The organism is Actinacidiphila glaucinigra, from assembly GCF_900188405.1.
In the GTDB taxonomy this organism is placed as follows: Bacteria; Actinomycetota; Actinomycetes; order Streptomycetales; family Streptomycetaceae; genus Actinacidiphila; species Actinacidiphila glaucinigra.
Window position 1 is genome coordinate 291,718 of record NZ_FZOF01000001.1, and the last position, 19,895, is coordinate 311,612.

Annotated in this window: 13 protein-coding genes; 3 read left to right on the forward strand and 10 right to left on the reverse strand. The window is 72.3% G+C overall.

All coding sequences use genetic code 11. The annotated features are described in order from the left end of the window. Positions 1–20: 20 nt before the first annotated feature. Genes CHF15_RS01405 through CHF15_RS01415 form a run of 3 tightly spaced genes read right to left on the reverse strand, consistent with a single transcriptional unit; the run spans position 21 to position 4,332 of the window. Entirely contained in the window at positions 21–1,280 is a 1,260-nt protein-coding gene (locus tag CHF15_RS01405; RefSeq protein WP_107418519.1) for an MATE family efflux transporter, read from the reverse strand. Further along, positions 1,277–3,022, reverse strand: coding sequence for a tyrosine-protein kinase domain-containing protein (locus CHF15_RS01410; RefSeq protein ID WP_089221713.1), 1,746 nt, complete (start codon positions 3,020–3,022; stop codon positions 1,277–1,279). Before CHF15_RS01410 ends, CHF15_RS01405 begins: the two co-directional genes overlap by 4 nt. Before the next feature lie 23 nt (positions 3,023–3,045). Then, positions 3,046–4,332: a glycosyltransferase family 4 protein gene (locus CHF15_RS01415; protein ID WP_089221714.1), complete on the reverse strand. Its 1,287-nt coding sequence runs from the start codon at positions 4,330–4,332 to the stop codon at positions 3,046–3,048. Between the two features lie 135 nt (positions 4,333–4,467). On the opposite strand from CHF15_RS01415, the gene CHF15_RS01420 reads away from it, so the two are divergent. Further along, positions 4,468–4,914 carry an adenylyltransferase/cytidyltransferase family protein gene (locus CHF15_RS01420; RefSeq protein WP_089221715.1) on the forward strand — a complete coding sequence of 149 codons (447 nt, stop codon included), beginning with the start codon at positions 4,468–4,470 and terminating at the stop codon, positions 4,912–4,914. A 41-nt stretch (positions 4,915–4,955) separates the two neighbouring features. Here the strand turns inward: CHF15_RS01420 and CHF15_RS01425 are convergent, their stop codons facing one another. Next, positions 4,956–6,488 carry a hypothetical protein gene (locus CHF15_RS01425; RefSeq protein ID WP_089221716.1) on the reverse strand — a complete coding sequence of 511 codons (1,533 nt, stop codon included), beginning with the start codon at positions 6,486–6,488 and terminating at the stop codon, positions 4,956–4,958. Positions 6,489–6,617: 129 nt separating this feature from the next. Between CHF15_RS01425 and CHF15_RS01430 the strand changes: the two genes are divergently transcribed. Further along, positions 6,618–7,163 (forward strand): WcaF family extracellular polysaccharide biosynthesis acetyltransferase, encoded by a 546-nt coding sequence (locus tag CHF15_RS01430; protein ID WP_089221717.1) that lies wholly within the window; start codon positions 6,618–6,620, stop codon positions 7,161–7,163. A gap of 13 nt (positions 7,164–7,176) precedes the next feature. Then, positions 7,177–8,340: a glycosyltransferase gene (locus CHF15_RS01435; protein WP_089221718.1), complete on the forward strand. Its 1,164-nt coding sequence runs from the start codon at positions 7,177–7,179 to the stop codon at positions 8,338–8,340. Here the strand turns inward: CHF15_RS01435 and CHF15_RS01440 are convergent. The 6 genes from CHF15_RS01440 to CHF15_RS01465 form a co-directional block, all read right to left on the reverse strand. Then, positions 8,285–9,124, reverse strand: coding sequence for a glycosyltransferase family 2 protein (locus tag CHF15_RS01440; RefSeq protein WP_089221719.1), 840 nt, complete (start codon positions 9,122–9,124; stop codon positions 8,285–8,287). The genes CHF15_RS01435 and CHF15_RS01440 overlap by 56 nt on opposite strands. Continuing rightward, the gene (locus CHF15_RS01445) at positions 9,121–9,807 is read right to left on the reverse strand and encodes a hypothetical protein (protein ID WP_089221720.1); all 687 of its coding nucleotides are present in this window, start codon (positions 9,805–9,807) and stop codon (positions 9,121–9,123) included. Before CHF15_RS01445 ends, CHF15_RS01440 begins: the two co-directional genes overlap by 4 nt. Beyond that, on the reverse strand, positions 9,804–12,032 hold the full coding sequence (locus tag CHF15_RS01450) for a LamG-like jellyroll fold domain-containing protein (RefSeq protein WP_089221721.1): 2,229 nt from the start codon (positions 12,030–12,032) through the stop codon (positions 9,804–9,806). The genes CHF15_RS01445 and CHF15_RS01450 overlap by 4 nt, the downstream gene beginning before the upstream one ends. Before the next feature lie 109 nt (positions 12,033–12,141). Beyond that, positions 12,142–14,877 (reverse strand): LamG-like jellyroll fold domain-containing protein, encoded by a 2,736-nt coding sequence (locus CHF15_RS01455; protein ID WP_245938617.1) that lies wholly within the window; start codon positions 14,875–14,877, stop codon positions 12,142–12,144. A gap of 109 nt (positions 14,878–14,986) precedes the next feature. Beyond that, entirely contained in the window at positions 14,987–16,771 is a 1,785-nt protein-coding gene (locus tag CHF15_RS01460) for a stealth family protein (protein ID WP_089221723.1), read from the reverse strand. 385 nt (positions 16,772–17,156) lie between these two features. After that, positions 17,157–19,865: a CBM96 family carbohydrate-binding protein gene (locus CHF15_RS01465; RefSeq protein ID WP_089221724.1), complete on the reverse strand. Its 2,709-nt coding sequence runs from the start codon at positions 19,863–19,865 to the stop codon at positions 17,157–17,159. Between the last annotated feature and the right edge of the window lie 30 nt (positions 19,866–19,895).

A 19,895-nucleotide genomic window follows, 5' to 3' on the forward strand; every position in this document is an offset into this window, starting at 1 on the left:
GCCCACGCCCCCGCGGTGCGCTACGCGGGGGCGGGTTCGGTGCGGGTTCCGGGGTCGTCCGCCGGGGCGGACTCGCGGCGGACGACGGCCACACGGCCCCAGAGGACCAGCGCCTTGAGGGTCGAGCCGAGGGCGAGGCCCCAGGCGGCGCCGAGGACGCCGCCGAGGGCGTAGCCGCCGATCATGAAGCCGACCGAGGCGAGGGAGAAGACCACCTGGATGGGCAGGGTGGCCTTCGGGCGCAGGACGCGCAGGGTGAGCAGGGCGCTGGTGCCGGCGGCGATCGCGGCGTACTGCGTGCCCGTGGCGGGCAGCAGGCGGGACGCCGCCGACCAGGTCTCGCCGAGCAGTTCACGGCCGGCGCGGTCCGGCAGGGCCATGAGGACGGCCGTCCAGCCGGCGGCGACGCCCGCGAGGACGGCGGCGAGGACGGCGGTGGCCCTGACCTGGCCGCGCATGCTCGGGACGCGGCCCAGCAGCGGGGGCCCGAAGGCGGTGGCGGAGTTGAAGAGCACGTTCATCGGGCCGAAGAGCGTCGTCGTACCGCGCAGCGCGCCCACCGCCAACTGGCTGGCGAAGACGCCGAGTCCGACCACCGCGAGCTGGCTGGAGGCGTTGCCCACGCCGTACTCGACGACGAAGCGCTGCCCGAGGTGGCCGCGGCGTACGAAGCGCCGCAGGTCGGCCCTGGTGCCGCGCAGCCTGGGGGCCAGCAGGGCCGCGCCGACGAGCAGCGCGGGCACCGCGGACAGTCCCCACACCGCCACCAGCCGCGCCGGGCCGGTGCCGTGCGGCTGCAGCGCGAGCGCGGGGAGCGCGACGGCCAGCCGCAGCACGTCGCTGGTGAGGGCGAGATGGGGCAGCCGCAGGGTCGAGAAGCAGTAGCGCAGCCCGTCCTGGGTGAGCACCAGCGGCAGCACCATGCCGAGCACCGCCAGCGCCCAGGCCGTCTCGCCGGGGACGAAGGCGAGCACCGCCGCCATGGCTCCCCCGGCCACCGCGGAGGCCACGGCCACGAAGGACGCCGCCGAGCGGCAGGCCGCGGCCACCGACGCCGCCTCGCCCCGTTCCAGCACCAGGGCCTGGCCGACGTACGACACGCTCACGCCCAGCAGCACGGAGAAGACCGTGTAGACCATCGAGAAGACCGAGAACCCGGCGGCGCTGGACAGCCGGGCGGCGACCACGAGCACCAGGATGTTCGTGAGCGCCGCCACGCCCTGGTCGAGCACGGAGCAGACGATCGCGGTCTTCGCGCCCGGCGCCGGGCGCACCGTCACCGCGTCACCGTGCGCAGCGGGATGGTGTCGGTGGTCGGCGCCGGGGTGTCGTCACCGGAGGGGAGGGACGTCCTGGCCGTGGCGGCCGTCGCGACCGTGACGCCGCCCTCCGGGGCGGACGCCGTCCCGGCTGCCGGGGCGGCGGCCGGGGCCGCGGCCTCGGACCGCGCCGCCGCGGCGTTCCGCTTGCGCGCCGCCCTGCGGGACCGCCGGGCCCACCAGCCGCGGCCGGGCGAGGTGTGCAGGACGGCGCCGAGCACGGTGCTGCCCGCGCCGCTGATCAGCTGGCGCACCCGGTCGAGGTCGGCGCGGTGGACCGCGTGCGGGTCGGCGACGACCAGGACGCCGTCGATGCGGTCGGCCAGCGCGAGCGCGTCGGCGTACGTGAGGACCGCCGGGGCCAGCACGATCACCGCCGCTCCCGGGGCGTCCGCCTCCGCGAACAGCCGGCTCGCCGCCGACGAGGTGAGCGCCCGCGCCACGTTGCGCACCCGGCGCCCCGGCACGAGGTCGAAGGAGCCGGACTCGCCCGCGTCGATGGGCACCTGGAGACCGGCCGGCCAGCCGCCCTCGCTGAGGTGCGGGGAGCGGGCCCAGCCGGGCCGGGAGCCGTCCGCCGCGCGCAGCCGCGCCGACAGCCCGGGGGTGCGCAGATCGGCCTCGATCAGCAGCACCTCCATGCCCATCTCGGCGAAGGACGCGGACAGGTTGACGGCGACCGAGGCCGCCGTGTCGCCGCCGCCGCGCGGGGCGACCACGAGCAGCCGGCGGTGCTCGGCGAACCGCTGGTCGTACGCGAGCCGGAAGGCGACCGAGCGGAACTCCTCGGCCAGCCGGGGGTCGGCGTGGTCGACGGCGAGCAGCGGCCCGCCCTTGCTGCGCGGCAGGGTGCCCAGCACGGGTGCGCGCAGCGCCCGCACCACGTCGCCCTCGGAGCGCGCGGTCGGGTCGAAGACCAGCCGCACCCAGGCGGCCAGCAGGCCGATGGCGACGCCGACGAGCGCGCCGAGCCCGAGCATCATGGGCAGCCCGGGGCCGGAGGCCGCCGCCGGCGGGGAGGCGACCCGGATCCACTTGCCGGGCGTGGTGTCGAGGGTCTGCAACCTGGTGATGTTGGTGCTGAGTTCGGAGATGCGGCCGACGAGGGTGGCCTGCACGGTGGTGGCCGCGTCGAGGGTGGGGCCCTCGCCCAGCCGCAGGATCTGCTCGTCGAGTTCCTTGCGCTGCTTGACCACCGGGTCGAGCTGCTTGCGCAGGTTGTGGACGGTGTTCTTGATGGTGTTCTCGGTGGCCTCCTGGCGCGCGTCCATGAACGCCTGGGCGAGCGCGTTGGCGCGGCGGGCCGCCTGGTCCGGGTCGGTGTAGGTGTACGCGAAGCGCAGCACCAGCGTGTTGGGCGGGTTGGTGACCTGGAGGTCGGACTGGAGCGCGGAGACGGAACGTGCGCTCAGGTGCAGCTTCTTGGCGGCGCGCTTGGCGATCTCGTTGCTCATCGCCGTCTGCCGCTCGGTGCCTATGTTGATCGCCTTGTCGGGCGCCGTGCCGCCGGCCGCGAACTCGTCGACGGTGGCCGCCCGCAGCACGACCTCACTGGTCGCCACGTAGGTGTCCTTGCCGGAGACGGCCAGGTATCCGCCGCCGAGCAGCCCGATCAGCACACCGGCCACCAGCAGCGCGCGGTAGCGGACGAGCTGACGGAACTGGTCCCGCAGGAGGTCCGGTTCGTCGTGGGCCTCGGACATCTGCGATGCGTGCGGTTGATCACTCACGTGCGTGGAACCCCCCATACGTCCGATCCCTCAGGATCGACAGCTTCTGCGGCCGTGTCCAGTGCCTCCGAGAGGAGCGCACTGATCCGTGACAATCCGGCCTCACGACTCAGGTGCGCCGCCACGTACGCGGGCCCCCGGCCCCCGAGTTCGGCGGCCGCCCCCGGGTCCTGGGCGAGGGCGCGCACGGCCTTCAGGAACGCCCCCGGGTCCTCCGGTTCCACCAGCAGCCCGGCCTCGGAGCGCAGCACCTCCTGCGCGGTGCCGCCCTCCGCGGCGACGGAGGCGACCACCGGCCGCCCGGCGGCGAAGTAGGAGGTGAGTTTGGACGGGATGCTCATGTCCAGCACCGAGGCGCGCTGGGTGACCGCCAGGACGTCGGCGGCGGCCAGCACGTCGGGGAAGTCGGCGTCGTCGGCGGGCGGGGCGAACTCCAGGTTCGGCACGTCCGCCGCGAGGTCCCGCAGGTGTTCGCGCTGGTTGCCGTCGCCCATCAGGACGATGCGCACCGAGGGGTCGAGACGGGCCGCCTCGACCAGCACCTCCAGGCCCTGCTTGAGCCCCATGTTGCCGGAGTGCAGCACGACCGTCTGCTCCCGGCCCCAGCCCAGCCGGGCCCTGGTCTCCTCGCGCGGCCGCGAAGGGCTCGCCACATGGGACCAGTTGGGGACCAGCCGGATGCGTCCGCGGTCCACGCCCATCGCGGCGACCTTGTCCACGAAGCTCTCGTGGATCACCCCGACCAGCGTGGCCCGCTTCAGCGCGTATGCCTCCACGGCCCCCGCGGCCGCCGCCGCCCGGTCGCCGCCGCGGATGCCGCTCTGCGCGGCGGCGGCGCCCATCAGGTCCTGCACGATCGGCACGTACGGCACCTTGTGCCGGGCGGCGATGCGCGCGCCGATCACGCCGCCGGCCAGGCTCGGCATCTGCGCCACCACCGCGTCCGGCCGGACGCGGGGCGCCGCGACCAGCCCGTGGGCGAGGATCGAGGCCTCGAACAGGGCACGCTTGAGCGCCGTCTGACGTGGCGGCACGGTGTGCCGCCGACGGTGCACGCGCACCCCGGCACGCCGCTCCTCGATCCGCCACACGCCCTTGTACGCCGGGTCGAGCCGCCACGACGGGTAGTGCGGCATCCCGGCGAGCACGTGCACCTCGGCGCCGCCGCCGTCCGCGGCCGCCCAGTGCTCGGCGATCTGCGTGGCGTACGGGCCGATGCCCGCGTGCTCGGGCGCGTAGTTGGTGGAGACGAGTAGCAGAGTGCGGCCCTTGAACTCGGGCACGGAAGGACCCCTTCCCCCCAGAAGTGACCAGATGCTCACCTTATCCGTTCACCAGAGAAACACACTGGCTTCACGCTAATGTCTGAGACTCCGCAACTCGCGGAACGGTTGTATTCCTGTGGGGGGATTCGCAACATGGCGCACCGTGTGGGGTATGCACCTGGTGTCTACGACCTGTTCCACGTCGGCCACCTGAACATCCTGCGGCACGCCCGCAGCCAGTGCGACTACCTGGTGGCCGGAGTGGTCTCCGACGAGATGGCCGCCCTCGCCAAGGGGCGCAAGCCGGTCGTCCCGCTCATCGAACGGCTGGAGATCGTCCGCAGCGTGCGCTTCGTCGACGCGGCGTTCGTCGAGACCGTCCCGGACAAGCTGGAGACCTGGGAGCAGGTCCGGTTCGACGTCATCTTCAAGGGCGACGACTGGCGCGGCACCGAGAAGGGCGCCAGGCTCGAACGGGACTTCGCCACGGTCGGCGTCGAGGTCGTCTACTTCCCCTACACGGTGCACACCTCCAGTACGCAACTGCGCCGCGCGCTCGACGCGCTGACGGCCCCGGCGGCGGGTGCGGCCGGGCGCTGACCCCGGCCCGGCCCGCTCAGGCCCGCTCCGGCGCGGCCCGCTCAGCGCAGTTGCTTGCCCTCGTCGGAGCGCAGGGTCGTGACGAGGGCGAAGCAGATCAGGGCGACCCCGATGCGGCCCGAGGCCTGGAGCAGCGGCCCGCGCAGGAGGATGAACGAGTAGCCCGCGACCAGCGGGATGACGATCGCCATCACATTGCCCGGACGCGGGTCCACCGAGGTGCGCAGGGCGTAGCGGCGGTCACCCCGGGCGGCGAGGTAGCCGAGGGCGACGAAGCCCACGACGACGCCGCCGGAGCCGAAGTCGATCCAGACCTCCGCCCACATGGGGGAGGAGAGGTTGACGTTCTTCATCCCCATCCACTGGCCGATCATGACGCCCGTGTCGCGGGGCTTGCCCTGCCAGACAGACCGCGGCACGAAGAAGAACACGGAGCCCGCGAGCTGGCGGCCGTAGAAGTGGCCGGGGCCGGTGTCCGAGAAGGTGATCGTGTTGGCGAACATCCCGACCTGGTCGTAGTCCTTGATCGCCAGCGGCTCGAAGACGGACGTGGTCTGCACCGGCTTGTAGCCGCCGTCGTCGTAGCGGAAGCGGTCGGCGAACGGGAAGACGACCAGGGCGGCCAGCACGCCCAGTGCCAGGGCCGTCCGGTACATCGTCGGGCTCTTGGGGAAGGCGGTGAACAGGAACGAGAACAGCACCGTCAGGAACCAGTAGCGCGGATTGCTGATCGGGTTGTTGACCACCCCGTTGAGCAGCAGCAGCGCACCCCAGGTGGCGATCACCAGCGGCCGCCGGCGGGCCCGTCGCGAGGTCACCAGCCAGCGGGTGAAGACGAGCAGCGCCAGCAGCGCCGGGACGGTGCCGAAGCCGCGCAGGAAGGCGGAGCCGACGTTGGACTCCGCGGAGGCGGCGCCGTCGGCCCGGATCGTGTCGGTGATGGCCTGACGGCTGCTGAAGAACACCGCGGGACCGCCCAGTTTGACCACCAGCAGCGCGCTGCCGACGAACGCGATCGCCGCCAGCAGGAACACCCGCCTGCGGTGGAAGGAGGCGGAGCGGTCCTTGCGCCGGGCCCGGCGGATCGGCCGGTGCCGCGACAGCAGGGCGCCGACGTCGAAGGCCGCGCAGCCGATCAGCACCAGCGCCACCGCGACCAGCAGGTCGGCGCGGGTCCCGACGACCGGCGTCGGCGTCTGGTCGAGGACGTTCTGCACGAGCGGGGCGACACCCATCGCCACGTACACGAAGAGCCAGAACGAACCCTGGATCAGCTTGCGGTGGGCCGTCAGCGCCATCACCGCCAGCCGCGTGCCGGAGTAGCAGGTGAGCACCATCTGCAGCCAGAAGACGCCGTCGCGCACGCCCGGACCCGGCTGCACCGCGACCACCGCGGGCAGGAACAGTCCCAGGCCCAGGATCAGCGGTACGGCCAGCGCGCGGGAGAGCAGCGCCCGCGGCGAGACCGCCGGGACCTCGACGTCCCCCGCCGCCGGACCGGCCGGACCCTCCGGGCCCCCCGGCCCCCGCGACGGGATTCCGCGCGGCTGGATTTCGTGTGCCTGAACGGCCATGCAACAGCCCCCCAACGATTCCCCTCGCGCAGTCTATAGATCCTGCCTCCCCGGAAGCGTGTCCACGGATAATCTGTGCGAACGGTGCCGGGGAGGGCACACGGGACGGGGGTTCTTGGGGGTGCGTCCGTGACGGCACGTGATCTGTCGGCCTTCACACTGGCCGGGTACGACAAGGGGCGGAGCAAGGCCGTCCAGGCGCTGTGGTTCGCGGTGATGAACACCGTGTTCTCCGCCTGGTTCTGCCCGGCCCGGCTGCGGGTGGCGATCCTGCGGGCCTTCGGCGCCACGATCGGCGAGGGGGTGCTCATCCGGCACCGCGTCCGGGTGCTGTGGCCCTGGAAGCTGACCGTCGGCGACCGGACCTGGATCGGCGAGGGCGCCTGGCTGCTCAACCTGGAGCCCGTCACCATCGGCGCCGACGTCTGCGTCTCCCAGGAGGCGCTGCTGTGCACCGGCAGCCACGACCACCGCACCGTCGACTTCCGCTACCGCAACGCGCCGATCACCGTGGAGGACGGCGCCTGGGTCGCCGCCCGCGCCATCGTGCTCGCCGGGGTGACCGTCGGCCGCCACGCCGTCGTCGGCGCCGGCACCGTCCTGTCGAAGGACCTGCCCGAACTCACCCTGCACACCGCCGACGGCACCCGGACGCTCAAGGAGCCCCAGCAGTGAAGGAGCCCCAGCCGTGAAGGTGCTGCACGTCGTCACCCTGCACACGCCCACCAACGCCTTCGGCGGCCCGACCCGGGTCGCCCTCAACCTCGCCCGGGGGCTGCGCGGCCGCGGCGTCGACGCCGAACTGGTCACCCTGGGCGACGGGTTCCCCGAAGGGGCGCTGCCGGACGAGGTGGAGGGCGTGCCGGCACGGATCTTCCGCGCCCGGCACGTGCTGCCCCGCTTCGAGGTCTCCGGGATCACCTCGCCGTCCCTGCTCGCCGGCGCGCGGCGGCTGGTGCGCTCGGCGGACGTCGTCCACGTCCACCTGATGCGCGACCTGATCACCCTGCCGGTCGCCGTGGCGGCGCTGCAGTGCGGGCGGCCGCTGGTGCTGCAGACCCACGGGATGGTCGACCCCAGCGACAAGCCGCTGGCCAAGGTGCTCGACGCGCTCGCCACCAAGCGGCTGCTGCGGCGCGCCGACGCCGTGCTGCACCTGACCGAGTGGGAGCGCACCGACCTGGAGGCGGTCGTCGGCGAGGGCAACCTGGCCCGGCCGGTACGGCTGCCCAACGGCACCGCACTGCACCAGCCCCGGGTCCGCAGCGGCCCGCCCACCGTGCTCTACCTGGCCCGCTTCCAGACCCGCAAGCGCCCCAAGGCGTTCGCCGAGGCGATCCCCGAGGTGCTGCGGCACTACCCGGACGCGCGTTTCGTCCTCGCCGGGCCGGACTCCGGGGAACTGGCCGGCACCCTGGAGACCGTGCGCACGCTGGGTGTCGAGAAGTCCGTGCGGCACGTCGGCCCGCTCAGCCACGCCGAGGCGCTGGAGGCCTTCCGCGCCGCCGACGTCTACGTCCTGCCGTCCGTGGACGAGCCGTTCGCGATGTCGCTGCTGGAGTCGATGTCGGTGGGCACGCCGGTCGTCGTACGGGAGTCCAACGGACTCGCCCCCGACATCGAGCGGTCCGGCGCCGGCCGGGTCGTGCGGCGCCCCGAGGACGTCGGCAAGGCGGTCCTGGAACTCCTCGACGACGGGGCGAACCAGGCGGCCTCGCAGGCCGCCTGGCGCCTCATCCGGGACGAGCTGTCGCTCGACGCCGTCCTCGACGTCCTCCAGGACGTGTACGGGACGGCTACGAGGGAACGTTCTCCCGCGTCTTCACCCCGATCTGCCAGCGGTAGAAGCTGAGCGCGAGGGCGTAGTCGAAGCCGGCGCGGCCGTCGAGGAAGCCGCGCCGGGCGAGGTAGGTGTAGCCGAAGAACAGCAGCGGCTTGAAGGGCACCTTCTGGAAGATCCGTCCCTGCCGGGTCTTCAGCCCCCGCACCTGTTCCTTGGCGCCCGGGTGGTGCTCCAGCCAGGCCTCCCAGTCCGAGTAGCGGTTGTGCCGCTCGAACCAGGTGCGCACCGGGTCCAGGTCGCGGTGCTCGATCCGGGCCTTGAGCTGCCCCACCGGCCCGTCCGCGCGCGGCTGGTAGTGGCCCTCCTGCTCCCCCATGCCGGGTGCGCCCAGGTCGTCGACCTCCGGGTACGACACCCGGGTGCGGTCCAGCAGCGACCGCTTGACCACGGTGTAGCCGCGCCGCAGCGGCCGCCCGGCGAACCAGTACAGCAGCGGGATGTCGAAGGCCGCGGGCAGGACGGGCTGCCGGGCGAAGACCTCGCGGAGTTCGTCGATCAGCTCCGGCGTGGGCACCTCGTCCCCGTCCAGGAAGAGCAGCCAGGGGATGTCCGGATGGACGTTGTCCAGGCACCACTGCTTCTTCTTGGGGTACTTGCCGTCCCAGGTGTACGGGACGACCTGGGCGCCCAGCGACTCGGCGATGGCGCGGGTGTCGTCGGTGCTGTCCGAGTCGACGACCACCACCGCCTCGAAGTGGCCGATGACCGATCCGACCGTGGCGGCGATGTTCTCCGCCTCGTTCTTGGTCGGGATCGCCACCACGACCGGGAGCCTGCTCTCGAGTTCCGTCATCGGCCCTCCCGTGCCCAGGCGAAGCAGCCGCGCGAGTCGAAGGTCTTCGTGCCCGCGGTGATGGTGACCTTGTGGGCCGTGCCGGTCTTCGTCCCGGCCGTCCACGTGCACTCCTTGGTGGGGGTCAGGGCGCGGTAGGTGCCGGGCACGACGACGCTGCCGGCCTTCGCCCTGGCCCCCACGGCGTAGGAGCCGTCGGCGAAGCCGGTCTCGGCGGCCGCCAGGACGTCCTCCTGGTCCGGGCACAGATGGGTGACGGCGCCCTTGGCGCCGCCGATCTGCCCCGTGATGATGCCGCCGATCGCGGCGTCCTCGTCGACCTCGGCGACGCGTGCGATGCGGTCGCAGGTCTCCTGGCCCAGTTGCAGGACCGCCGCGGGATCGGTGCCCTTGGGTACCCGCCCCGACAGATAGTCCTTCTGCTTCTTGGTGAAGGAGCCGGTGACCGGGGTCAGTTCGCCCTTGGGGACCTTGGGCCCGCTGGGGACCGCGTCCGAGGCGGGGTCGGTGGGCGTGGCCGGCTCGTCCGGGACCGGCACCGAGGTGGCGGCGGTCGGCGCGGGCGTGGCCCCGGCCGCGGTGTTCTTGCCGTCCGAACCGCTGGAGCAGCCGGTGAGCAGCACCGCCGCCGCCGTCACGAGGACGGCGGCGGCGGTGGCGACCCGGCGGGGCGGGTGGGTCATCCGTTCTTCCCCAGGTTGTAGTGCTGGGCGATCTGCGAGGCGGACAGCACGCTCGGGTAGATCGCGGTCTCGTCGATGGAGCCGGCGAAGTAGTTGCTCGTCGGGCGGCTGGTCCAGCCCGACAGGTTGTCGCCGCCGACGTGCCAGTAGCCCACGTAGTCGTTGCCACCGGTGATCAGGAAGTTCGACGCCTGCAGCGAGCCGTCGACGTACAGCCGCATCCCGTTGGACCCCTGGGTGGCGACGACGTGGTGCCACTCGCCGTCGTTGTAGGCCCCGGAGGTGGTGATGGTGCGGTTGCTGCCGCTGCGCACGCCGAAGATCAGCCGGCCGGCGTTGGTCATGTAGACGTGCTTGTCGGTGGTGGCGCTCGCCTCGGTGGTCCGGTCGCCGAAGCCGACGATCTTGCCGCCGGTGGTGGTCGTCGTCCGGAACCAGGTCTCGATGCTGTACGAGTTCGGCCGGTTGCGCTTGGCGTCGCTGTACGACCACTGGGTCGTGCCGTTGTAGGTGACGGCGGTGCTGCCGTTGCCGGCGATCGCGCCGGGGCTGACGCCGCGGGTCGGGCCGCCGACGTGGTTGCCGCCGTCGTCGGCGGGCGAGTTGTCGGCGACGAAGGTGTTGGCGGTCTCGTTGTAGCGCCAGTACAGCGTCGCGCCGTCCGTGAGGACCTGCGTCGGGTACGCCTCGGGCGTGGTCGCCGCCGTGACGGTCTGGGTGGGCGACTTGACCGTGGTGTTGGTGCCGTCGCTCGCCGTGACCCGGTAGGTGTAGGTGGCGCCGGCCGTCACGTCGGTGTCGGTCCAGGTCAGCTGCGGCCGCACCCACGGCAGCGAGGAGGCCGTGGTGGTGTACACGGGCGTGGCGGCGCCGTTCTTGTACACGCGGTAGGTCAGCGAGCTGTCGTCCAGGTCCAGGCTGGTCTGGATGCGGACCTTGACCGAGCCCGGGGTGACGCTGGAGGCGTTGACGTTCGGAGTGGTCGGCACTCCGGTGTCCGGCCCCGAGGAGAAGCGGGTCAGGCCCTGCTGGGCCACGCCGTTGACGGTGGTGAACTCCCCGCCGACCCACATGTAGTCGGTGCCGCCGGACGAGGAGACGGCCATGACGCGCGGGCCGATGCCCTCGCCCAGGCCGTCGTTGGTGTCGGGGAACCAGCCCAGCTTCGCGGGGTTGTCGACGGACTCCGCGAGCAGGTGCTTGCGCCGCTGGTTCGGGTACTCGTTCATGGTGCTGCAGTCGTGCGCGTGGGAGCCGCTGTACAGCACGGACTTGTAGACCTCGACGGACTGGGTGGCGCCGAGGCAGGTGTCGCGCCAGCGCTGGTTGAAGTCGCTGAGGTTGAGCGCGATGCGGCCGTCGAAGACCCCGCCGCCGGTGCCCTCGTTGCCCGTGTAGACCCCGGTGGCGTCGGTCGTGATGTCCTTGACGACGGACGTCGACGGGATGAAGGAGGACCCGTAGCCCTTCACCACGGTGCCGGTCGTCGCGTCGACCACGGCCAGGGCGTGCGAGGAAGTGCCGTTGACGCGGTCGAAGTCGCCGCCGATGACGACGTTCGCCCCGTCCGGGGTGATCTCCAGGGCACGGCCCGGCGCGTCGCCGTTGGCGGTGAAGGAGGTGGCGTCGCCGGAGGTGGTGACGGCGGCGAAGTTGTCGTGCGGCTGGCCGTCGACGGAGCTGAAGTCGCCGCCCAGGTAGACGGTGTCGGCGGTGGCGGCCAGCGCGCGGACGGTGGCGTTGACCGCGACCGCGAAGTCCGTCCTGACGGTGCAGGTGGCGATGTCGATCGCGGCGAGGCTGCTGACCGGGGTGCCGTTGACAGCGCCGAAGAAGCCGCCCGCGTACAGCGTGGCCCCGTCCGGTGACACGGCGAGCGCCCGCACGGTGGCCGTGCCGGAGCCGACGGTGAAGGACAGCCTGCAGTCCGTGGGCGCGCCGGTGGCCGCGTCGAAGGCGGCGAAGTTGACCGCCTCCCGCTCGTTCGGGCCGCCCGCCGCCTCTCCGGACGGGCGGACCGAGGAGAAGGTGCCGCCGGTGAAGACGGTGCCGTTCGCCTGCGCCATGGCGAAGACGATGCCGTTGGTCTGCCAGGTCGGCAGGCTGTCGGCCGTCATCGCCACCGGCGGCGTCAGCGCCACCGCCGGCTGCGGCGCCATCGCCCCTGCCGCCAGGGACCCCGCCGCCATGGTCAAGGCGGCGGAGATGGATCTGAGCTTGCGCATGTGCCCCCCAAGGCCCCAATGCCCCCGAGCGTGCCCCTTGGCCGCCCGTGCACCGCAGGGTATGGGTTGACATACGGCTGATGGACGGTGTTTGAAGAAAATGTGAGCACTAAGGTGCGCCGAATGTCAGTACGAGTACGGGGTGGTTGCCCGCTCCCGCCGCCTCGCTCGACCACAGCCACAGCGCGTCGGTACCCGCGCTGGTGAGCGCGAGGTCGTAGGAGCCGCCCAGGGCCCCCGCCAGCGCACCGGCGTCCAGCGCCGTCTCGTAGCCGCTCTGGGCCGCGGTGGCCCCGGTGAGGGTGCCGAGCACCGTGGAGGAGAGCGCGGGCCGGCCCGTGTACGTCACGCCGGTCTCGCTCCAGCTCCCGGTGACCGGCACGACGCTCTGGCTGTCGGCCGATCCGGCACTGGCCTCGGAGCTGGTGTGCACCCGCAGCCGCGCGCTCTTCAGCACCGTGCCGGAGGGTGCGGCGGGCAGCGGGAAGCGCAGGTAGGTCAGGTACGCCGAGCTGCCGCGCACCGCGAGCGAGCCCGAGGTGCCGTAGTTGGCGGACGGCGCCCCCGCGTTGACGTACGAGTCCTCGGCGGCCTCGACGGTGACCTCGGACTCGGGGGGAGCGCCGCCGCCCCCGGTGCCCAGCGAGTGGTGGTCGGCGACCTGGGCGGCGGTCAGCGCCGACGGGTACACGGCCGTCTCGTCCAGCTGCCCGGCGAAGTAGTTGCTGCTGGGACGGTTGGGCCAGCTGCTGAGGTTGTCGCCGCCGACCCTCCAGAAGCCCGAGTAGTTCTGGCTGGTGGTGGTGGGGTCGGTGCCGGCGAGGGCGCCGTCCACGTACAGCCGCATGCCGCCGCTGCCCTGGGTGGCGACGACGTGGTGCCAGCCGCCGTCGTTGTAGGTGCCCGTGGTGGTGATGGTGCGGGCCCCGCCGTTGTAGACGCCGAAGGCCAGGCGCCCGTTGTTGGTCATGTAGACGTGCTTGTCGTAGCTGCCGCTCAGGTTGTCGTCGACGTTGCGGTCGCCGAAGCCGACGAGCTTGCCGCCGGCCGTGGTCGTGGTCCGGAACCAGGTCTCGACGCTGAACGCGGCCGGACGGCTGTGGCGGGCGTCGCTGTAGGCGTAGTCGTTGGTGCCGTTGAAGCCCATGGCGGTGCTGCCGGCCACGGCGCCCGGGGTCTGCCGGTACGACGGGCCGTTGAGGTAGACCGCGTTGTCGTTTCCGGGGGAGGAGTCGGCGCCGAACTGGCCGGACGCCTCGTCGTAGCGCCAGTACAGGGTGGCGCCGTCGGCGAGCACCCGGGCCGGGTAGGCCTGGGTCGCCGACGCGGCGGTCACCGACTGGGCGGGGGACAGGGCGCTGGTGTTGGTGCCGTCGCTCGCGGTGACCCGGTACGAGTAGGTGGTGCCGGCGGTGACGGACGTGTCGGTGAAGGCCAGCTGCGGGCGCGCCCACGGCAGGGAGGACCCGGTGGCGGTGTGGATCGGCGTGGCCGAGCCGTTGCGGTAGACGCGGTAGGTCAGCGGGCCGTCGTCCAGGTCGAGGCTGGTCCGCCAGCGCACGGTGACCTGGCCCGGCCGGATGCTCGCCACGTTCACCTCGGGCACGCTCGGCGCCCCGGTGTCCGGGCCGGAGGCGAAGCGGGTCAGGCCCTGCTGGGCCGCCCCGGCGACCGTGGTGAACTCGCCGCCGACCCACAGGTAGTCGGTGCCCCCGGAGGAGGCCACGGTCATCACCCGCGGGCCGAGGCCCTCGCCGATGCCGTCGTTCGTGTCGGGGAACCACGGCAGCAGCTTCGGGTCGTCGACCGACTGCGCCAGCAGGTGCTTGCGCCGCTGGTTGGGGAAGGCGCCCATGCTGCTGCAGTCGTGGGCGTGCGAACCGCTGTACAGGACGGTCCTGTAGACCTCGACGGACTGTGTGGCGCCCAGGCAGTTGTCCCGCCAGCGCTGCCCGAAGTCACTGGTGTTCAGGGCGATGCGGCCGTCGAAGACACCGCCGCCGGTGCCCTCGTTGGCGGTGAAGACCCCCGTGGCGTCCGCGGTGAGGTCCTTGGTCACCGAGGTGGCCGGGATGAAGCCCACCGGGTAGGCCCTGGTCAGGGCACCGGTGTCGGTGTCGACCACGGCCAGGGCGTGCGAGCCGGTGCCGCCGACGGTGTCGAAGTCACCGCCGAGCACCGCGTGCGCGCCGTCCGGGCTCAGCTGGACGGCCCGGCCCGGCTTGTCGGCGTTCGGGTTCCACGCGCGCAGCGCGCCACCGGTGGACAGCGCCGCGAACCGCGACCGGGACTGGCCCGCGACCGAGGTGAAGTCACCGCCGACGTAGACGGTGTCGTCGCTGACGTCGATCGCCCGTACGGTCGCCGAGAACGAGGGCCGGAAGGAGGCGTTCGGCGTGCAGCTCGCGATGTCGATCGCGGCGAGGCTGCTGACGGCCACTCCGTTGACGGCGTTGAACCAGCCGCCCGCGTAGAGCGTCCGCCCGTCCGGCGAGACCTCCAGGGCGCGCACGGTCGCGGTGCCCGAGCCGATGGTGAAGGAGAGCCGGCAGCCGGCGGGGGCTCCGGTGGCGGCGTTGAACGCCGCGAAGTTGACGGCGGACTGCGTGGTGCCGCCGGAGCCGGAGGACCTGACGGTGGAGAAGGTCCCGCCCGCGAAGACCGTACCCCCCTGGTGGGCCATCGCCCACACCACGCCGTTGGTCTGCCAGGTCGGCAGTGGATCCGCGGTGATGGCCACGGGCGGTGTGAGCGCCCCGGCGGTCGGCGCCGCCGCCATTCCCGCGCCGGCCAGTGAGGCCGCCGTCAGAACCAGTGCAGCGGACAGTCTTCCCCAAGTGCGCATGAGCCCCCCAGCCCTCGCCGCCCCCGGCGGTGCGGGAACGGACCGCCTGCCACGGCAGCGTACGCCGTGACGGGCGGCCCGGAGGAGACCCCGGCGGGCACTTTCGGCCTCAGGCGGTGTGCGCGTCCCGGCCCTTCTCCCAGCGGCTCGGGAAGGGGAAGTAGCTGTCGAGGAACGTCCGCACGCGGGAGCTGACCGTCTCGCGCAGGTCGGCGGGGGTGTCGGACTCGTTGAGGCAGAAGAAGTCGAAGCGGCGGGTGGCCAGGAGGTCGTCCAGCCTGGTCTCGGCGTCGGGGCGGGCGACGTCCACGTAGCGCAGCTTGTACTCGCCCGGGACGGCCCGTCCGGTCATCAGGGCGCGGTGGTGGTGGAAGCTGGCGCCCATGGCGATGTCCGTCGTCGCCCGGAACCGGGAACCGCTGGTGGCACGCACCTGCTCGGCGAAGTTCTCCTCGATGTCCCGCATGACGGAGCGCAGTTGCGGGTGCGGGGTGTGCATGAACTTGTTGGTGATCAGGCGCTCGTGGGCGTCCCAGAGCAGTGCGCGCACGTTCTTGCCGGCCGAGTTCGGTGCCGGTTCGTCGGCGTGCCCGGCGCCCAGCCCGAACTGGAAGGGGGAGAAGGGCAGCTTGGCGATGCCGTTGGCGTAGAAGAACTGTTCGGCGGTGGCGGGGCGGCCGAGGAAGACGTCGTCGTTGAAGTACAGGTAGTGGTCCGACAGCCCGTCGATGTGGTGGAGCTGCGTGCCGATGGCGTGGGAGTTGAAGACCGGGAGCACGCTGGGATCGGCGAAGATCTCCTTGTGGTCCACGACCCGGACGCCCGGTGCCGAGGTGTCCAGCCAGGAGGGGGTCTGGCCGTCGGTGACGATGTGGATGTTGCGCACGAACGGCGCGTACATGTCCAGCGAGCGCAGGGAGTACATCAGCTCGTCGTGGCTGGCGAAGCGCGAGGCGCCGGACGCGAGGGCGTTGACGGTGCGGACGTTGCCGCCGGGGCGGTGCAGTTCGCGCTTGGCCGCCAGCTCGGGGTCCGCGCCGTCGACCCAGGTGTAGACGACGTCGATCGGGAAGGCGACCTCGTGGACACCGCGCCGGAAGAGGTCGCGGTAGGTGGGGTGGCTGCGCCCGGCCACGGTGCGGGTGGCGGGGACGCGGCCGTCGGCGGGTATCGCGTCCGCGACGGCGTTGGGGCGCGGGGCGATCAGCGCACCGGGCATCCGGGACTCGGGCAGCTGGGTCTTCAGGGTGCCCAGGCGCCACTTGGCGCGGGCCGCCTTCTCGAGGTCCTCGTCGGCGATCCTGGCGAGCAGCTCCTCGCCCTCCAGCCAGAACTCGACGTCGCAGCCCTGGGTGAGGTCGGAGAGGATCTGGCCGCCCGGGCCGAGCAGGATCTCCCCGAACCGCAGCACCCACTGCTTCTTGAGGAACGTCGGCAGGGAGCCGTCGATGTACGGGACGGCCTCGACGGGCCAGTCCATGTCCTTGTTGAACTTGGCGGCGTACAGCGGGGTGTCCGGGTACAGCTTGCGCATCGAGGACAGGAACGCCTTGCGGTCGTGCAGCCGTACGGCGACCACGTGGTTCATCGGGGAGCGGCTGGGGATCAGCAGGTACTCCACGCCCGCTTCCTGCAGCGCGTCGGTGACCAGGTGCAGGTTGCGGGCCCGGGCCTCCGCGGCGTTGAACGAGGTCACCACACGGCCGTAGTAGGTGATGCCCTCGACCTCCAGCGGGCGCACGGCCGGATCGGCGGCGAGCATCGCCTGCCGCCGCGCCATGCGCTTGGCCTCCGCCGCGGCCTCCTTGCGGAGGGCGCGAGCCTCGGCCCGCCGGTCACGGACACGGGCGGGGACGAGACGCTTGGCGAGGGCGGGCGCAGGGGCAGCGGGCATGGAGGGTCCCAGTTCTCGATGCGGTCATCCGCGGGCGGATGGACAAGGGTCGGATTGCAGCTGAACGACAGGATAATTGAGAATCCGGCCCGTAAACCCGGTGCCGCTTGTCACGGCTCCGTGACATCCCAGGTCAGGACCTTCCCTGGAGCCGCTGTCCCCGAGGTGAAAGCGGAGGTAAAAGGGGAGGTAAAGGGGAATCTGCGCCATTGGTGCAGGTTGCACCTGCCCTCGGCGGCCGGGTGTGACTTTCTCCACACAATTCTTGTGAAGCGGAAATTCCGGTTCGGCGTGCGGGCGCGACGCACGTGCGGCCCCCGGCGGATCGGACACGATCATGGTGATCTGTCCCCGCCGGGGGCCGCAGGTGTCGGGCAGGACGCCGCTACGAGCCGAAGGTGAGCACCAGCCGCGGCCCGTTCGCCTGGGACGCGGCCTGACGTGACCAAAGCCACATCGCGTCCGTGCCGGTACTCGTCAGCGCCAGGGCGTACGAGCCGCCCAGCGAGCCGCCGAGCTGGGAGACGTCCAGCGGCACCGTGTACGAGGTCGAGACCGTCGTCGCGCCGCTGAGCGTGCCCAGCACGGTCGAGGACAGCGCCGGCCGGCTGTTGTACGCGACCCCCGTCTCCGTCCACGCGCCCGTGACGGGCACGACGGAGACGGTGTCATTGGTGCCCGCCGTCGGGTCGCTGCTGGTCATGACCCGCAGCACGGCGCTCTTCAGCGTCTGGCCGGCCGGGGCCGGCGGCAGGCTGAAGCGCAGGTACGTCAGGTAGGCCGAGCTGCCGCGGACGGCCAGCGAGCCCGAGGTGCCGTAGTTGGCCGACGGGGCCCCGGCGTTGACGTAGGTGTCCTCGCCCGGGGTGAGCGTGGTGACGGTGTCGGCCGGCGCGCTGGCCAGGGTGAAGTGGTTGGCGACCTGGGCGGCCGTCAGCACGGACGGGTAGACGGCGGTCTCGTCGATCTGCCCGCTGAAGTAGCCGCTGGACGGCTGGTCCGGCCAGCCGTTGAGGTTGTCGCCGCCCGCCCGCCAGTAACCGGTGTAGTTCTCGTTGGAGGTCTGCGGGTTGCTGCCGACGAGCGTGCCGTCGACGTACATCTTCATGCCGTCGGCGCCCTGGGTGGCCACCACGTGGTGCCAGGCGCCGTTGTTGTAGGCGGCGCTGCTCGTGACGGTGTTGGTGGCGCCGGTGTAGACGCCGAAGACCAGCCGGCCGTTGTTGGTCATGTAGATGTGCTTGTCGTACTGGCTGCTGGTGCCGTTGGTGGTGTTGCCGAAGCCGACGATCTTGCCGCCCGAGGTCGTGGTCGTCCTGAACCACGACTCCACGCTGAAGGCGGCCGGACGCGGGTGGCTGCGGTCGCTGTAGACCCACTGGTCGGAGCCGTTGAAGCCGATCGCCGTGCTGGAACCGCTGACCGCCCCCGGGCTCTGGCGGTAGGACGGGCCGCCGACGTAGTCGCCGTTGTCGTCCGCGGGTGAGGCGTCGGCGGCGAAGGTGCCGCCGCTCTCGTCGTAGCGCCAGTAGAGGTTGGCGCCGTCGGAGAGCACCGCCGCGGCGTAGCTGTTGCTGCCGGAGGCCACGGTGGCCGTGGCGGTGGAGGAGAGCGGGCTGGTGTTGGTGCCGTCGCTCGCGCTGACCCGGTAGCTGTGGGTCGAGCCCACGGTCAGTCCGGTGTCGGTGAAGCTGAGCTGCGGCCGCACCCACGGCAGCGAGTTGCCGGAGGTGGTGTACACCGGGGTGGACGAGCCGTCCCGGTAGACCCGGTACGTCAGCGCGCTGTCGTCGTCGTCCAGGCTCGCCTGCCAGCTCACCTTGACCTGCCCGGCCGCCAGGCTCGCCGCGCTCGCCTCGGGAGTGGTCGGGTTGCCGGTGTCGGGGCCGTTGGAGAAGCGGGTCAGGCCCTGCTGCGGGGCGCCCTGGACGGTGGTGAACTCGCCGCCCACCCAGAGGTAGTCCTTGCCGCCCGCGGACGACACGGACATCACCCGCGGGCCGATGCTCTCACCGAGGCCGTCGTTGGTGTCCGGGAACCAGCCGAGCAGCTTCGGGTCGTCCACCGACTGCGCCAGCAGGTGCTTGCGCCGCTGGTTCGGGAAGGCGCCCATGCTGCTGCAGTCGTGCGCGTGCGAACCGCTGTACAGCACCGTCTGGTAGACGGCGAGCGACTGCGTCGCGCCGAGGCAGGTGTCGCGCCAGCGCTGGTCGAAGTCGCTCAGGTCGAAGGCGGTGCGGCCGTCGAAGACACCGCCGCCGGTGCCCTCGTTGGCCACGTACAGGCCCGTCGCGTCGTCCGTGATGTCCTTGACGACCGAGGTGGCCGGGAAGAATCCCACCGGGTACGCCTTCGTCAGCGCGCCGGTGCCGGTGTCGACGACCGCCAGGGCGTGCGAGTCGGCGCCGCCGATGGTGTCGAAGTCACCGCCGATCATCACGTGGGAGCCGTCCCGGGCGGCCTGGACGGCCCGCCCCGGCTCGTCGCCCTGCGGGTCCCAGGCCTTCAGCGCCCCCGCAGTGGTCAGCGCGGCGAAGTACCGCCGGGACTGGCCGGCGACGGTGGTGAAGTCGCCGCCCATGTAGACGGTGTCCGCGGTCACGTCCAGCGCCCGTACGGTCGCGGAGATCCCCGGGTGGAAGGAGGCGACCGGCGTGCACGTCGCGATGTCGATGGCGGCCAGGCTGTTGACCTGGACGCCGTTGACGGAGCTGAAGTATCCACCCGCGTAGAGGGTGTCGCCGTCCGGCGAGACGGCCAGGGCGCGCACGGTTGCCGTGCTGCCCGGGCCGATCGTGAACGACAGGTGGCAGTCGGTCGGTGCGCCGGTCGCGGCGTCGAACGCCGCGAAGTTCACCGCGGACTGCTCGTTGGTGCCCGCGGCGCTGCCGGGCGGACGGACGGTGGAGAAGGTCCCGCCGGCGAAGACGACCCCCTCCGACTGGGCCATCGCCCAGACGATGCCGTTGGTCTGCCAGGTCGGGAGTTCGTCCGCGGTCATCGCCACCGGCGGGGTGAGCGCGGTCGCGGCCGGAGCCGCGGCCACCCCCATCCCCGCCAGAGCCCCCGCCACCAGTGTCCCGGCGGCGGTCATCGCCCCAAGTCTTCGCATGTGCCCCCCAAG

What these genes read in the sequence shown, in the direction of transcription:
- CHF15_RS01465 (WP_089221724.1), bottom strand. Translation starts at nt 19,865, where the DNA reads ATGACCGCCGCCGGGACACTGGTGGCGGGGGCTCTGGCGGGGATGGGG.
- CHF15_RS01420 (WP_089221715.1), top strand. Translation starts at nt 4,468, where the DNA reads ATGGCGCACCGTGTGGGGTATGCACCTGGTGTCTACGACCTGTTCCAC.
- CHF15_RS01445 (WP_089221720.1), bottom strand. Translation starts at nt 9,807, where the DNA reads ATGACCCACCCGCCCCGCCGGGTCGCCACCGCCGCCGCCGTCCTCGTG.
- CHF15_RS01460 (WP_089221723.1), bottom strand. Translation starts at nt 16,771, where the DNA reads ATGCCCGCTGCCCCTGCGCCCGCCCTCGCCAAGCGTCTCGTCCCCGCC.
- CHF15_RS01455 (WP_245938617.1), bottom strand. Translation starts at nt 14,877, where the DNA reads ATGCGCACTTGGGGAAGACTGTCCGCTGCACTGGTTCTGACGGCGGCC.
- CHF15_RS01410 (WP_089221713.1), bottom strand. Translation starts at nt 3,022, where the DNA reads ATGTCCGAGGCCCACGACGAACCGGACCTCCTGCGGGACCAGTTCCGT.
- CHF15_RS01425 (WP_089221716.1), bottom strand. Translation starts at nt 6,488, where the DNA reads ATGGCCGTTCAGGCACACGAAATCCAGCCGCGCGGAATCCCGTCGCGG.
- CHF15_RS01440 (WP_089221719.1), bottom strand. Translation starts at nt 9,124, where the DNA reads ATGACGGAACTCGAGAGCAGGCTCCCGGTCGTGGTGGCGATCCCGACC.
- CHF15_RS01450 (WP_089221721.1), bottom strand. Translation starts at nt 12,032, where the DNA reads ATGCGCAAGCTCAGATCCATCTCCGCCGCCTTGACCATGGCGGCGGGG.